13 protein-coding genes and 1 pseudogene are annotated in these 14,467 nt (G+C 71.6%); 6 read left to right on the plus strand and 8 right to left on the minus strand.

Features of this window, described 5'->3' with window-relative positions:
- The first annotated feature begins 85 nt into the window (after positions 1 to 85).
- The gene (locus ACFPZI_RS26925; RefSeq protein ID WP_381367959.1) at positions 86 to 877 is read left to right on the plus strand and encodes an IclR family transcriptional regulator; all 792 of its coding nucleotides are present in this window, start codon (positions 86 to 88) and stop codon (positions 875 to 877) included.
- A 296-nt stretch (positions 878 to 1,173) separates the two neighbouring features.
- Complete coding sequence (locus tag ACFPZI_RS26930) at positions 1,174 to 2,520, plus strand: MFS transporter (RefSeq protein ID WP_381367962.1); 1,347 nt, start codon at positions 1,174 to 1,176, stop codon at positions 2,518 to 2,520.
- 151 nt (positions 2,521 to 2,671) lie between these two features.
- Here ACFPZI_RS26930 and ACFPZI_RS26935 read toward each other — a convergent pair whose 3' ends face one another.
- Positions 2,672 to 3,880, minus strand: coding sequence for a pyridoxal phosphate-dependent aminotransferase (locus ACFPZI_RS26935; RefSeq protein ID WP_381367964.1), 1,209 nt, complete (start codon positions 3,878 to 3,880; stop codon positions 2,672 to 2,674).
- Between the two features lie 91 nt (positions 3,881 to 3,971).
- Between ACFPZI_RS26935 and ACFPZI_RS26940 the strand changes: the two genes are divergently transcribed.
- The gene (locus ACFPZI_RS26940; RefSeq protein WP_381367967.1) at positions 3,972 to 4,631 is read left to right on the plus strand and encodes a winged helix-turn-helix transcriptional regulator; all 660 of its coding nucleotides are present in this window, start codon (positions 3,972 to 3,974) and stop codon (positions 4,629 to 4,631) included.
- Between the two features lie 148 nt (positions 4,632 to 4,779).
- Here the strand turns inward: ACFPZI_RS26940 and ACFPZI_RS26945 are convergent, their stop codons facing one another.
- From ACFPZI_RS26945 to ACFPZI_RS26955, 3 genes are read right to left on the minus strand one after another with little or no spacing between them, the layout of a single operon-like run.
- Positions 4,780 to 5,613: a hypothetical protein gene (locus ACFPZI_RS26945; RefSeq protein ID WP_381367970.1), complete on the minus strand. Its 834-nt coding sequence runs from the start codon at positions 5,611 to 5,613 to the stop codon at positions 4,780 to 4,782.
- Positions 5,613 to 6,887 (minus strand): VWA domain-containing protein, encoded by a 1,275-nt coding sequence (locus tag ACFPZI_RS26950; protein ID WP_381367973.1) that lies wholly within the window; start codon positions 6,885 to 6,887, stop codon positions 5,613 to 5,615. Before ACFPZI_RS26950 ends, ACFPZI_RS26945 begins: the two co-directional genes overlap by 1 nt.
- Positions 6,888 to 6,945: 58 nt before the next feature.
- Complete coding sequence (locus ACFPZI_RS26955) at positions 6,946 to 8,469, minus strand: IucA/IucC family protein (protein ID WP_381367976.1); 1,524 nt, start codon at positions 8,467 to 8,469, stop codon at positions 6,946 to 6,948.
- Between the two features lie 105 nt (positions 8,470 to 8,574).
- Between ACFPZI_RS26955 and ACFPZI_RS26960 the strand changes: the two genes are divergently transcribed.
- On the plus strand, positions 8,575 to 10,143 hold the full coding sequence (locus ACFPZI_RS26960; RefSeq protein WP_381367978.1) for an IucA/IucC family protein: 1,569 nt from the start codon (positions 8,575 to 8,577) through the stop codon (positions 10,141 to 10,143).
- A gap of 627 nt (positions 10,144 to 10,770) precedes the next feature.
- Here the strand turns inward: ACFPZI_RS26960 and ACFPZI_RS26965 are convergent.
- Together ACFPZI_RS26965 and ACFPZI_RS26970 are read right to left on the minus strand one after the other, a co-directional pair.
- Positions 10,771 to 11,049, minus strand: a complete 279-nt coding sequence (locus ACFPZI_RS26965) for a hypothetical protein (RefSeq protein WP_381367981.1) — start codon at positions 11,047 to 11,049, stop codon at positions 10,771 to 10,773.
- A gap of 131 nt (positions 11,050 to 11,180) precedes the next feature.
- The gene (locus ACFPZI_RS26970; protein ID WP_381367984.1) at positions 11,181 to 11,747 is read right to left on the minus strand and encodes a rhodanese-like domain-containing protein; all 567 of its coding nucleotides are present in this window, start codon (positions 11,745 to 11,747) and stop codon (positions 11,181 to 11,183) included.
- Between the two features lie 82 nt (positions 11,748 to 11,829).
- Between ACFPZI_RS26970 and ACFPZI_RS26975 the strand changes: the two genes are divergently transcribed.
- Both ACFPZI_RS26975 and ACFPZI_RS26980 read left to right on the plus strand, forming a co-directional pair.
- On the plus strand, positions 11,830 to 12,108 hold the full coding sequence (locus ACFPZI_RS26975) for a metal-sensitive transcriptional regulator (protein WP_381367985.1): 279 nt from the start codon (positions 11,830 to 11,832) through the stop codon (positions 12,106 to 12,108).
- Positions 12,109 to 12,357: 249 nt separating this feature from the next.
- Positions 12,358 to 12,597: pseudogene (locus ACFPZI_RS26980) on the plus strand (DDE-type integrase/transposase/recombinase); the annotation flags it as partial.
- Between the two features lie 13 nt (positions 12,598 to 12,610).
- On the opposite strand, the gene ACFPZI_RS26985 reads toward ACFPZI_RS26980, so the two are convergent.
- Both ACFPZI_RS26985 and ACFPZI_RS26990 read right to left on the minus strand, forming a co-directional pair.
- On the minus strand, positions 12,611 to 12,808 hold the full coding sequence (locus ACFPZI_RS26985) for a ferredoxin (RefSeq protein ID WP_381367988.1): 198 nt from the start codon (positions 12,806 to 12,808) through the stop codon (positions 12,611 to 12,613).
- Positions 12,809 to 12,820: 12 nt separating this feature from the next.
- On the minus strand, positions 12,821 to 14,026 hold the full coding sequence (locus ACFPZI_RS26990) for a cytochrome P450 (protein WP_381367991.1): 1,206 nt from the start codon (positions 14,024 to 14,026) through the stop codon (positions 12,821 to 12,823).
- Positions 14,027 to 14,467: the final 441 nt, after the last annotated feature.

The following is a 14,467-nucleotide window of genomic DNA, read 5'->3' on the forward strand; positions in this document are numbered from 1 at the left end:
GACTACGACCGAACACTGACACTCCCGGCGTCCGGAGCCTCGGCGCGATGCGTGCCGCTCCATGAGTCGGTTGTAGAATTCCGCTGTGGAGAACTCAGATCGTACGTCGCGGCCCGGAGCGGAACCGCGGAGCGCGGGCGGCAAGCCCGCGCAAGGCCTGGAATCCGTGGAGAACGCCCTCTCCCTGCTGCTCCTGCTCCGCAAGCAGGGGCGCGTGCGGCTGAGCGAGGCTGCCGACGAGCTGGGTGTGGCCAGGTCCACGGCTCATCGTCTGCTCTCCACCCTGCGCGGCCGCGGCTTCGCGGTGCAGGGCGCCGACAAGGTGTACCGGCCCGGCCCCACGCTCTACCGCCTGGGGATGTCCCAGCGCTCCGAGTACGACCTCGTGGAAACCGCCCGGCCGCACCTGCTGTGGCTCAACGGACAGCTCGGTGAGACGGTGCACCTGGCGGTCCGGACCGGGGCCGAGGCGCGCATCCTGCACAGCATCGAGGGAACGCACGCACTGCGCGTCGGCAGCCGCACGGGCGTGAGCCTGCCCGCGCACCTCTCCGCCGGCGGCAAGGCGCTCCTCGCCGACCTGGGCGTCTCCGAACTCGCCGACATCTACGGCACCCGGCGCACCGCACAGGCGGACACCGATCCCGAGACACTGCACCGCACGCTCGAGACCGTCCGCAGGCGGGGCTACGCCGTCAATATCGGAGGTACCGAACGCGGCATCTCCGCGGTGGGCGCCGCCGTGCGGGAGCCGGGCGGCCGCGCCGTGGCGGCGATGATCGTCTCGGCCCCTTCGCTGCGCTTCACCCGCGCCCGCCTCGGTGATGCGGCCGCTGTGCTCGGGGAAGCGGTGCGCCGCATGGAGGCGGCACTCTGAGCCGGCGGCCGGCGGCCGGCGTCCTCGTACGCACACGGCCGAAGCGGGGAGCAGGATACGGCGGCAGGCCCGTGGCGCAAAAAAATGCTTCCCTCTGTACCGCAGAGCGGAACTATTGGACAGTTTTGTTGCTCTCTGCGTAACAGGGCTGCTTCCATTCTGGTCATCGATGGGTCATTCGTTTGTCGCCGGAAGGACACCGGGGTCTGCGGAGCCGCCCACCGTGTCGGCGCTCCGCATCGCGGCCCGCCCGGCTCCCTTCCCCCCCCCACCTCTCCGCGACAGGACGTGGCCGCATGACCACTGATGTTCAAGCACCCGCTCCCGCCCGGCCCCCCGCTCCGGACCCGACGGACCGGCGCACCCGCGCCCTGACCCGTGCGGTCGTCGCCCTGTGCACGGCGGCGATCACGGTCGAGGGGTTCGACCTCATCGTCTACGGCGTGGCGATGCCGTCGATGCTCGCCGACTCGAACCTGGGCTTCGACAAGTCCCTCGCCGGAACTCTCGGCAGCCTCGTCTATCTGGGCATGCTCATCGGCGCCATCGTCTGCGGGCCCCTCGCCGACCGTCTCGGCAGGCGTCGTCTCGTGCTGGCGTCGGGAGTGATCTTCACTCTGTTCACCGTCGGCTGTGCCGTCGCCGCCACGCCCTGGCAGTTCGGCCTCTTCCGGCTGCTCGCCGGCATCGGCATGGGCGGTGTGATGCCGTCCTGTGTGGCCCTCGCGAAGGAGTACGCACCGCGCGGCCGCTCCGCGCTGGTGGCGACCATCGTCCTCGCGGGCGTTCCGGTCGGCGGTGTGCTCGCCGCGCTCACCGCCGCCGCGTGGGGCGATTCCCTCGGCTGGCGCGGCCTGTTCGGTGCCGGCGCGGCGCTGTCGACGCTGGTGTTCGCCGGCGTGTACGCCCTGCTGCCGGACTCGCGGCCCGGAGCGGCCGATGCCCCCGACCCCCGAGCCACTCCCCCGACGGTGTCCGCCGGCAGCCCCGAGTCCGCCGGCAGCCCCGAGTCCGGCGGAGGCCTCGCGTCCGGCGGACCGACGGCCGAGGCGAAGAACCCCTCACCGGCCCGCTCCGTGCTGTCGGACGGCCGCGCCCGCACCACCGTGCTGTTCGTCGTCGCCAACTTCGCGGTGCTCCTGGCCTGGTACGGCCTGAACACCTGGCTGACCCAGCTGATGCGCGAGATGGACTACCCGCTCGGCTCGGCGCTGCAGTTCACGCTCGTGCTCAATCTGGGCGCCGTGATCGGCTCGTTCGCCATCGCCGCCGTCGCCGACCGGATCGGCCCGCGCTTCGTCACCATCGGCAGTGCGGCGCTCTCCGCGGTCGCCGTCGTCGGCCTGTCGTTGGGCGGCAACACCGTCGTGGTCCTCTGTCTGACCGCGCTCGCCGGTGTCGGTGCCCATTCGTCCCTGACCGTGCTCAACGACTGGGTGGCGTCCAGCTACCCGGCCTCGATCCGGGCCACGGCACTCGGCTACGTCTCGGGCTTCGGGCGCGGCGGCGCGATCGTGGCGCCGCTGCTCGGCGGCTGGATCCTGACGGCCTCTCTCGGCCCGACCACGGTCTTCTACGTCTTCGCCGCAGCCGCCGCCCTGAGCGCCGCAGCCCTCCTCGCCATCCCGGACCGCCGGGCCTGAAGCCTCCGCCGCGACACCCGACGCCCCGTCTCCAGCAGGAGGCGGGGCGTCCTCATGTGGGGGCGAGGAGTCACTGGAGGAGTCACCGGCGGCGGTCCGGCGGGCCCCGTACAGGAAACCTGTGTACGGCCGGGGCGTGGCTGACCGGCCGCTACTGGCGATAGCCGCTCAGGAAGCGCCCGATCCGGCCGATCGCCGTCTCCAGGACGTCCGCGTGGGGGAGGGTCAGGATGCGGAAGTGGTCGGAGGCGGGCCAGTTGAAGCCGGTGCCCTGGACCACCTGGATCTTCTCCCGCAGGAGCAGGTCGAGGACGAACTTCTCGTCGTCGTGGATCTTGTGAACCGCCGGATCGATGCGCGGGAACGCGTACAGGGCACCCTTGGGCTTGACGCAACTCACGCCGGGGATGTCGTTGAGCATGCGCCAGGCCACGTCCCGCTGTTCGTGCAGACGGCCGCCGGGGGCGGTCAGCTCACGGATGGACTGGCGGCCGCCGAGCGCGGCCTGGATGGCGTACTGGGCGGGTGCGTTGGCGCACAGGCGCATGGAGGCCAGCATGGTCAGGCCCTCCAGGTAGTTCTTCGCGTGCTGCTTCGGGCCCGTGACCACCAGCCAGCCGGAGCGGAAGCCCGCCACGCGGTACGTCTTCGACAGCCCGCAGAAGGTGAGGACGACCAGGTCGGGGGCGAGCGCGGCGGCCGAGTGGTGCACGGCGTCGTCGTAGAGGATCTGGTCGTAGATCTCGTCGGCGAGGACCATCAGGCCGTGCCGGCGGGCCAGATCGAGGATGCCCTCGACGATCTCCTTCGGATAGACCGCGCCGGTCGGGTTGTTGGGGTTGATGATGACCACGGCCTTCGTACGGTCCGTGATCTTCGACGCCATGTCGTCCAGGTCCGGGTACCAGTCGGCCTGTTCGTCGCACAGGTAGTGGACCGCCTTGCCGCCCGCGAGGGTGGTCACCGCCGTCCAGAGGGGGAAGTCGGGGGCGGGGATAAGGACCTCGTCACCGTCCTCCAGCAGCGCCGTGACGGCCATCGACACCAGTTCGGATACGCCGTTGCCGAGGAAGACGTCGTCGACGTCGACCTCCACGCCCAGCGTCTGGTAGCGCTGGGCCACCGCGCGGCGGGCGGAGAGGACGCCCCGCGAGTCGGTGTAGCCGTGCGCCTGCGGCAGCATCCTGATCATGTCCTGGAGGATCTCCTCCGGCGCCTCGAAGCCGAACAGGGCCGGATTCCCGGTGTTCAGGCGCAGCACACTGTGCCCCGCCTCCTCCAGCGCGTTCGCGTGCTCGATGACCGGGCCGCGGATCTCGTAACAGACCTCGCTGAGCTTGCTCGACTGCCGGAACTCCATGCGCCGCTTCCCCTCAGGTATCCGGTGTTGCCTGCTTGGTTTTACCAAGTGACTGCTTGGAAAGTCCAACGACTTGTCTACACTGCGTCGCATGTCACCTCGCCGAAGCTACGACCAGTACTGTTCCGCCGCCCGCGCGCTCGACGCCGTCGGCGACCGCTGGACCCTGCTGATCGTCCGCGAGCTCCTCGCCGGCCCGCGGCGCTACACCGACCTGCACGCGGACCTCCCCGGCGTCAGCACGGACGTACTGGCCTCGCGGCTGAAGGACATGGAACGCGAAGGGCTGACCACCCGGCGCAGGCTCCCCCCGCCCGGTGCGGCCTACGTGTACGAACTCACCGGCCGGGGGCGCGCGTTGCTGCCCGTGCTGCAAGCGCTCGGCGCGTGGGGGCAGGCGGCGCTGGGAGAGCGGCGGCCCACCGACGCGGTGCGGGCGCACTGGTTCGCGCTGCCTCTGCTGCGCGCCCTGGACGGCGTGGGTGCGGGTGAGGGTGAGGGCGTGGGAGGGGGCGGCCTGGTCGAAGTCAGGCTGGAGGAGGGGCGGTTCCACCTGCGCGTCGGTGCCGAGGACGGGCCGGTCTACGGTGACGGACCCGCCCCCGGCGAACCCGACGCCGTACTGGTCCTCGACACCGGCACCTGTACGGCGATCAGCCGCGGGGAGTCGACCGTCGCCGACGCGGTACGCGACGGGCGGGTCGCGGTGAGCGGCGAGGGCACGCTCGCCAGGGCGCTCAGGGAGGTGTGACGGGAGGTACGGCCGGAACGGGAGACCAGGCCGGGGACGGGGCAGGCCGGGGACGGGAAGCCAGGCCGGGAACGGGAGGAGGCCCGCACAGGGCGGGCCTCCTGGGAGCGTCACGTGCTGGGCGTCCTCCTGGACGTCCCGCTGGGTGTCACACGCCCGGCGGCACCCGGGACGGCCGTCCCGTTCCCCGCGTCAGCCGGTAGCCGGCGACTCCGGCCAGCGCGGCCAGCACACCGCCCACCGCGGTCCACACCCAACGGCTGGACCACCAGCCCGAGGTCCAGCCGTCCTCGGGCTTGAGGTCGGCCAGTACGGCGGTCGGCGAGTCGTTCTCGCCGCCGTCGCCGTCCTGGTCGTCCGCGGCGTTCTGCAGCGCGATACCCGGCACCAGCGGCTCCGCGAGCGAGCCGTCGACCGCCGCCGCACCGCCCATCTCCTTGGAGTTCGCCCGGACTTCGACGTCCACCGACTGGCCCAGGTCGGACGCCGAGAGGTTCACCGCTGTGAGCCGGATGTAGTACGTGCCCGGCAGCGGGTCGTTGGCCCACGGCTCCGACCAGGCGCGGACCGTGCGCAGCACGCACTTCAGCTCTACGGAGGCCGCGTCGGCCGCCGCGGAGCGGGTCTGGGCGCCGTACTGGCAGGCCTGCCGGCGGCGCAGACCGTCGTACACGTCGATCCGCCAGGTCTCGGCGGCGTGCGTCTCGGGCAGCTTCACCGACGCCTCGACGGTGGGACGTTGCCCCGTACTCGCCGGGAACGACCAGTACAGGTAGTCGCCCACGGACGCACGCGCCGTGGCCGTCCGCCCCTGCTCGAACTCCGTCGCGGTACGGAACGAGGTGCCCGCACGGGTCGGTCCGGCGCCGTCCTCGGACGACGCGCCGGGGGAGGGGGTGGAGTCGGCCGCGGCGGGGGCCGCGGCAGCAGCCGCCAGCCCGAACGTCAGCAGGGCGGCGCCCAACAAGCGGGTGATACGCATCAGCTGGTCCTCCAGACCGCGAGCCGCCAGCGTGACAGCCAGCCCCAGACGAGACCGGCGAGGAAGCCCGTGAGGACCAGCGCGCCGAGCAGCCACCAACCTCGGCCCAGGCCGAAGGCGGCCACGTCGCTCGACCCGTCCGGGCCCTCCACGACATCGATGGTCAGTTCCAGCGGCAGGCCGGGCGTGGTCTTCACACCGGAGCCCGGCGAGAACGAGTTGGTCACCGCCAGGCACACCGTCTCGACGGCCGGCTTGTCGCTGTCGTCGTCGTCCCGTTCGGGCTTCGGGTAGCGCAGGCCGGTGGACAGTACGTCCGTGCGGCCGTTGCCCGCGGCCTCGCCACGGACGATCTCCCGGTTGTGCACCGTGACGGCCCGCAGCAGCACGCCGTAGTCCGGGTTCACCGCCCGGTCCGCCGCCACACTCACCGACGCGCGCAGTTCCTGGCCCGCCGGTACGTCCACGCGGTACCAGCGCTGCTGCCCGAACTCCTCGCGGTCCGTGTAGAGACCCGACTCCAGCGTCGGCGCCTTCGCACAGGACGCGGCACCCTCGGTCACGACCGGCGTCACCACCGGCTCGGCCGCGCGGTCCACCAACTCATTGACACGGTCGGTGAGTTCGTCCTGGTGCTCGACCGAGGTGTAGGTGCCGCCGGTCGCCTCGGCGATGCAGCTGAGCTGCCGGCTCAGCTTGGCGTTCGGCACCAGGCCCAGGGTGTCGATGATCAGGCCGATGCCCTTGGCCGCGATTTCCCGGGCCACCTCGCACGGGTCGAGCGGGGCGCAGGTGTCCTCGCCGTCACTGATCAGCACGATCCGCTTGGAACCGTTGCCGCCCTTGAAGTCATCGGCCGCCTTCAGCAGGGCGGGGCCGATCGGGGTCCAGCCGGTCGGGTTCAGCGTGGCCACCGCCGTCTTGGCCTCCGTGCGGTCCAGCGGGCCGACCGGATAGAGCTGCGCGGTGTCCTTGCAGCCCTCCTTCTTGTCGTCGCCGGGGTAGTTGGCACCGAGGGTGCGGATCCCCAGCTCGACCTCCTCCGGCGTCGCGTCCAGCACCTCGTTGAACGCCTGCTTCGCCGCGGCCATCCGGGACTGCCCGTCGATGTCCCGGGTCCGCATCGAGCCGCTCACATCGAGGACGAGGTCGACCTGGGGTGCGTCCTGGCCCGTGGGTTCACCGGCGGCCGCCGCGGACGGGAAGGCGAGCCCTGCCGTCAGAACGGCGAGCAGGACACCGACGCCCGCTGCCGGCCATTTTCTTCTGATCATCGGCGGATCCTATTGACCAGGGACGCCTTGCTCCAAAAGCGGGGCTCCAGGACCGGCCCTACAGAGGCTCGTCTTGAAGGGGATTGGGCAGTTCCGCCCATTCGTCCCCGGCCGCCCGCGGCGAAAGCCGCATCAACGTCAGCGCCTTCGCGGGCAGCGGCTCGCCGCACAGCGCCGCCAGGTCCGGGGTGCGCGGCAGATCCCGTACGACGCTCTCCAGCGCGGCCCGCAGCGCCGGGCCGGAACCCGTCGTACCGGCCAGCGCACCCGCCACCAGAGAGCCGAACACCTTGCGCCGCAGGGCCCGTTCGTCATCCGTCACCATCCGGGCGGGCAATTCGGGCATGGGGATGCCGTGTTGTGCGAGCCGCGCGGGGCTGATCCGCAGGTCGGCCAGATCACGGTAGACGAGCCGCACCGGCTCCCCGTCCGGCGACAGCACCACCAGGAGGTTCTGGCCGTGCGCCTCCAACGCCACGCCCAGTTCGAGCAGTCGCAGCCCGACCGTCAGGGCGAGCCGCGCGAACCGGGCCGTCCAGGCGGGGGAACGGGGCGGCCCGGTCGCCGCCAGGGCCGCCACCGGCACCACCCGCTCCCCGGCCGCCGCGTACTCCTGCGGCGACTCGCGCACCACGGCCGCCAGATCGGGGGAACCGGCCGCCGCGGCGCCCAGGGTGCGGGTGATGTGCAACAGCCCGCCGGTCCGCGCCGCCATCGACTCCCCGAACTCCGACAGCACCGCGGACGCGGCGACCGAACCGAGCGAGATGTCCCGCACCGACGACGTCAGCCGCGTACTCAACGCCGTCTTCACATGCGGCCCGTCGGGCAGCGCGAGGGTGCGCAGCGCCATCAGCGGATGTGCCGCCATCCGCCCCGCGGGCTCCCGCTCGAGCACATGAGCCGCCTGCCAGGGATGCACCGGGATCACCACCTGCTCCCCGTCCCGCAGCCACTGCGGCCAGACCCCCGTCACCAGACAGTCCCCGGCCGGCACCGGGATCAGCCCCAACTCCACGAGGGGCCGGTGCTCGGGCCCGTACGCCAGCTGTTCGGCCACCGAGAACCCGGGCCGGGAACGGCAGCTGGGATGGAACGGATGCCCGTCGACCACCCGCTGCTCCCACTCCCAGTCCGAACCCCGGCCCCGCCCGCCCGCGTCATCCTCCCTCCCCTCCTCCGGGACGTTTGCCCGGGACAGCGCCAACGAGGCCACACTGTGCGCGAGTTCGGCGGCGAATTCAGCCGAGTGCGGTACGGCGAGTCCCCCCATCAACCGCGCGGGATCGCCGTACGCCACCTCGTCCAGCCGTACGGCGGTGACGTACCCGGCGGTCGCATACGGATCCGGGCGCGGGCCGCGCAGCCGACGACCGTCCGTCAGCCGCAGCGTGAGCCCGTCACGGTCCGGCTCCCGGCGCACGACCCACGGCAGAGGATCGTGCGCGAGACCACGCCAGAGCCGGGTCAGCACGGCCGCGCGGGCCCCCGGCAGCGCTGCCGCGTACCGGGGCACCAGCGCGGGCCGTACGGCGGTCAGCTCGTCGGCGATTTCGGTCTCGACGGTGGGGGGACGGTGCACAGGCGGGCTCCTCGGGTACGAAAGGTGCTGCGGAACGAACAGTCGGGCCGTGGCGGACACGCGGACATACTGATCGTCCCCGTCCGGACAGACCGTAGGGAAACAGTGGAACGCGTGGACCTCATGCCCCCACCCGCAGACGACGACGCGGCACCCCGCGCCCACGAAACCGCCCGACCGGCCACCCAGGCCGACGCGTACGCGGCGGCCCCGCTGCTGAACTGCCTGCTGCGCGAGGTCGCGCAACCGGTGCCGCACGCGGAGCGGGACCGGGACGGGCGAGCCCTTGGCACCTACCGCCTGCCCGGCACCGACCGACTGCTACGGGTCCACGGCACCCGGCGCCCCACCGCACCCGAGGTACGCGCGGAGGACGGCACGTGGCGTCGCCTCGGCCACCCGGAACTGGTGAGACTCGTCGCCGAGGAGTTGCGCCGGTACACCGGCGTGCCCAACCAGGAACTGCCGACCGAGATGACCGACAGCCGCGACGCGGTGGCCGCGCTGCTCGCCGCACGGGCAGGCGCCACCCCACCCACCGACCCCTACCTGCGCTCCGAACAATCCCTGCTCACCGGCCACCCCCACCACCCCGCCCCCAAGGCGCGCGGCACCGGCCCCGTGGCGAGCTGGCTGCCGTACGCGCCGGAGGCGTACGCCCGCTTCCCCCTGACGCTGCTGGGACTGCGCGAGGACGCGGTGGTGGAGGAGGGCGACACCTCGTCCCTGGACCGGCTGGGCACCGTCCCGCCCGGCTACCGCCTCCTGCCGGCCCACCCCTGGCAGGTGGAGCTGACGGCCCGGAGCCTGGCCCCCGCGTTCGCCGACGGCCGCCTGATCAGGCTCGGCACGACCGCGTTCCCGGTATGGCCCACGGCCGCGATCCGCACCGTGTACACGCCCGCACACGACCTGTTCCTGAAGTTCAGCCTGGACGTGCGCATCACCAACGACATCCGCCGCCTGTGGCGCCACGACCTGCTGAAGCTGATCAGAACCGACCGGGCCACGAGCGAGGCGTTCGCCGCCTCGGCCACTCCTGACGCCCCCGCGGCCTGGCTGAGCGACCGCGGGTACCGCACCGCGGACTTCGCCTTCGAGGAACTGGCCGTACTGGTCCGCGACGGCCTGCACCGCCACCTGCTGCCCGGCACGACCCCGCACCTCGCCGCAGCCCTGGTCGAGGACTACGAGGGCAACCCGCTCGCCACCACCACCGCCCCCGACGCCTGGTGGGAGGCCTACCTGGCCCAGGTCGTCCCCCCGGTGCTGAAGGCCTTCGCCCGGCACGGAGTCGTGGTCGAGGCCCACCTGCAGAACACCCTGATCGCCGTCGACACCGACGGCATGCCCGTACAGGCCCTGTACCGGGACGCCGAGGGCGTGAAACTCCTGCCGGAGGTGACCAGGGAGGCGGGCTGGGAACGGCTGGTGTACTGCCTGGTCGTCAACCACCTGACGGAGATCGCCGCAGCCCTGACCGAACACCACCCGGGCTTCGCCCCCTGGTCCGCAGCCCGCCGGGAACTCTCCCGCCACCCCTTCCCGGAGGCCCGGGCCCTCCTCACCACCCCCACCCTCCCCGCCAAGACCAACCTCCTCCTGCGCTGGACCAAAGCCGACGGAGCGGCGGCCCGCTATCGGCCGGTCCCCAACCCGTTGGCGGAGACGTAGGCACGGGCGGGCGGCATGCCGGCTGTGCCGCCGGATGCGGGATTCGCCCAGGCTGGGCTTTCCCCGTCGTCCAGCGCCGAGTCCCTTCAACGGGCCCCTGGGCCATGCGCCGGGACCCGGCCCCTTGCCGATCACGAGCTGGACGCGCGGACATCACGAGGTGGAAGGAGGCACTTCACCTCCACGGCATGACACAGCAACCCACACGAGAACCGGCCTTGCGCCTACCCTTGTAGGGACGAAGCTGCTGGGAGGGGCCCAGATCCTCGGCGCCTTCCTCATCTTGGCCTCGATCGGGATCCAGCAGGTTCCGGCCAGGACGACCTCCGCATCGTGAATACCGTCGGTTTGCCGGCGGTTGCTTCTCCCGCGAGTTGCTGAGTGAGGTGTTCGGGCGAGCCCGGCCCGTCCGTCGCCCGAGCACCCTGCGGTGAGGGATTCAACGAGCCCCATCAACGGAGCGGTCCCAATCCAGCCGCCCCCGGAGCCGGCACAGCACGTCTGATCTCCACTGATCATCCACGAAATGGGGCCGGTTGGAGTCGCCTCGGTGGGGCCGTTGCACGTCGTCCTAGGCAACGTGCAGCGTGCGGAGCATGGTCAGATGCCGCAGACCTGACAGTGACGTCATGAGACGCAGTCGCAGCTCGGTCCGGCCTTCCCACTGAAAGGCCGGTGCCGGTGTGCCGTGCTGAAGCCGTCCGGGTCGGCCGCTTTCGGTCGGAGCCGCAGCAGTTCCTCCGAAGCGAGGTCCGCGACGGGACTGAACCGGGCGGCCGGTTGCATCGCCGTGCCCTTGTCGGCGATCAGCGCCAGCTCCCGGACGGCCTTGCGGGCCTGTCCAGGTGTCGCGGTCTCCAGCAGACCTTGAAGTTCCGCCGGTTCGGCCGCGACACCATGGCCCATCTCGTCCGTGGCCGAAGAGTTGATCGAAATTCATGTCGGGGGAGTCCAGAGGACCTGGACTGTGCCCGTCCCGCCTTGCGGAGAGGTGCTTCCGGCTTGTCGCTGACGCGGTCGAGCAGGAGGAGATCCGCTCAGCCTCCGAGGGCCCGCAGAGTGGCGTCGAGGTCGTCGGTGCGGGGCTGGTTGTGGGGGAGTCTGCTCAGCAGGGCGGCCATGCCGCAGGTGTCGGTGACGGCGGAGAAGATCAGGCCGCTCCCGATGGCGGCGGACAGCCAGCGGGCGGGCTGGTAACGGGAGCCGAGTACGAGGCCCGCGACGACGAGGGATCCGGCGGCGAGACGGACCTGGCGTTCCATGGGCCAGGCAGCCTTCGTGGCCTCGTCGCGTGCGACGGGGTGGCCCTGGGCGGTCCAGGCGGTGGTGCCGCCGGTGAGGGTGGCGGCGGGTATGTCGACCGCGGTGAGCCGCTCGCAGGCGGTGGCAGAGCGGTTGCCGGAGGCGCAGACCAGCAGCAGCTCGCCGCGGGTGGCCGCGGCCTTGAGGGCGGGCAGGGCGGTCTGCAGGTGGTCGAGGGGAACGTTGTGGGCGCCGGGAAGGTGGCCGGCGGCATACTCGCCGGGAGTGCGCACGTCGATGACCGTGTAGGTGCTCAGGCGCTCGGCGGCCTGGCCGGGCTGGATGGAGACGAGGGTGCTCATACGGGGGTGTCGCCTTTCGTATCTCTGTCCGGAAGCGCGCCGGGACTAGAATACCGTAGGGGGTATCCATGGAGGAGGAAGTGTGGAGCTGGAGATGGCGGCCGACGAGCTCAAGAGCGTGCTCAACCGGCTGCGGCGGGCGCAGGGGCAGATCGCGGGGATCATCAGGATGATCGAGGAGGGCCGGGACTGCGAGGAGGTGATCACGCAGCTCGCGGCGGTGTCCCGGGCGCTGGACCGGGCCGGGTTCGCGATCATCGCGACGGGGTTGCAGCACTGCATGGCCGAGGGTGGCCAGGCTGCCGGTGACCGGGACCAGATGCGGGCGCGGCTGGAGAAGCTCTTCCTGTCGCTGGCCTGATCCGTGGGCCATGTCATGTCATCTCACCGCGTCGGCGACCATGAAGGCGGTCACGGCCGGCAGCATCAGGCAGGTACCGGCCTCACCGGGCCCTGGGCCAAGCCGCCCCGCTCCGCTCACTGCCCGAACCGATCACCGAACCAGGACAGATCACACACCTGAAGATCCGCCGACGAGACCGACTCGGCGGAACCCTCCGCGCATACCGACACGCCGCTTGACCAGGGCGGATGATTATTCGGCACCCGCAGGGCCGTGGACCAGGACGGTACCGTGCTCGACATCCTGCTCCAGTCCCGGCGGGGCGCAAAGGCCGCGAAGCGCTTCCTGGCCAAGCTCATGAAGAAGCAGTGCCGGGTGCCCCGGGTGCTGGTCACCGACAAGCTGAAGAGCCACGGCGTCGCGCACCGCGGGCTGATGTCGTCGGTCGAGCACCGCTCGCACAAGGGCCTGAACAACCGGGCCGAGAACAGACCAGCGGACCGGCGGTCGGCGTGACCCGCTACTTGTCCTCGGACAGCGTGATGGCGCCCACGGGGCAGGCGCGGGCGGCCTCCCGGACCAGCGGGTCGCCGGCGCCGTCCTCCCGGCCGGGCAGCAGGGCGCTGAAGCCGTCGTCGTCCTGGGTGAACACTCCCGGCGCGGTCAGGGCGCACTGTCCGGCGCCGATGCAGCGGTCCTTGTCGATCTCGATGTGCATGACGGCAGCCTCTTACCAGCTGACGGGGAGTTCCAGCATCCCCTGGATGGTGTTGCCGGGTTTGAAGGGGATCTCCTCCGGCGGGGCGGCGAGCCGGAGCCCGGGCAGCCGTTCGAGGAGTGTGCGCAGGGCGATCTCCAGCTCGGTGCGGGCGAGGTTCTGGCCGAGGCACTGGTGGATGCCGAAGCCGAAGGCGACGTGGTGACGGGTCGAGCGGTGGAAGTCGAGCGTGTCGGGCGCCGGATAGACGTCCGCGTCGCGGTTGATGACGGAGGTGGAGAAGACCACGCCGTCCCCGGCCCTGATCGTGGTCCCGGCGATCTCGATGTCCTCGGTGGCCAGCCGCAGCAGCCCGTCCGCGATGGACAGCATCCGCATGAGTTCCTCGATCGCGTCCGGCAGCAGCGAGGGGTCGGCGTGTAGTTCAGCCAGCCGGTCGGGGTGCAGCAAGAGCGTGTAGGTGCCGAGGGAGATCATGTTGGCCGTGGTCTCGTGGCCCGCGACCAGGAGGATCATCGCCAGCGCGGTCAGCTCCTCGCGGTCCAGCTCGCCCTCGCGCAGCCGCTGCTGGACGAGTTCGTCCAGCAGGCCCTCGCCGGGCTGCCGCTGCTTGTGGTCGATCAGTTCCTCCAGGTACGCCGCCAGCCGGTCCCGGGCGTCCTGCGTCTCCTCGGCCGTCGGTCCCCGCAGCAGCCGCCTCGACTGCTCCTCGAAGAACTCGTGGTCGGCGTAGGGCACGCCGAGCAGGGCGCAGATCACCATGGACGGAACCGGCAGCGCGAAGGCGCGCACCAGGTCGACGGGCGGCCCCTGCGCGATCATCGCGTCCAGCAGTTCGTCGACGATCTCCTGGATGCGCGGCCTCAGCTCGGTGGCGCGCTTGAGGGTGAAGCTCGGGATCATCATCCGCCGCTGGGTGCGGTGCTCGGGGTCGTCGACGCCCAGAAGTGCCGGCTTGCGGTCGCGGATGGCGGCGAAGCGGGGCGTGGTGACGGGGAAGCCCGAGCGTGTGCGGTCCGTGGACAGCCGGGGGTCCACCAGCAGGTCGCGGGCGACGGCGTGGCCGGTCACGAGCCAGGCCAGGCGGCCGTCGTAGAGCTGGATGCGGGCCAGTGGCCGGGCGGTGCGCAGCGGTTCGTACCCGATGGGCGGGTGATAGGGGCAGGCTCGGTCCTGGGGGAAGGAGACGGGCTCGGACAGTTCGGTCAGGTCTGTCATGGAAGACCTCGCAGACGAAGGATGCGTCGTGCCGATCTTCATTAGATGCCCGGGGCACCTAGGGCACGACATGAAGTTCGGCCAGATCGGGGACCTGCGGGATCCGGCTGGGAACCACCCATTCCGTATCGTAATTCGGTTGCCGCCCGAACGGCGCGGGCTACAGGATCCGGCCATGTCCACGGCCGAAGTGTTCTCGCCGCTGCTGCGCGCAGGAAACCGGTCGTCCTGACGCTCGGACCCGGCTGGGCCGGGCAGACCGTGCCGGGGCTGCCGCGTCCGCCGGGGCTCGCGGAGGCGGTCACGGCGGTGGAGCCGGTCGCGCTCAGGTGATCCGGCGGGCTCGGCGGGTACCGGGTCGTGGTGGCGCCTGGCCTTGCCGGACGCAACGTGCTCGGGTGGACGTGGTGGGTGCGGACGTGGTGACGGACCGGTCCCGCC

The sequence above is a fragment of the Streptomyces chlorus genome, assembly GCF_042655885.1.
Classification (GTDB): Bacteria; Actinomycetota; Actinomycetes; order Streptomycetales; family Streptomycetaceae; genus Streptomyces; species Streptomyces chlorus.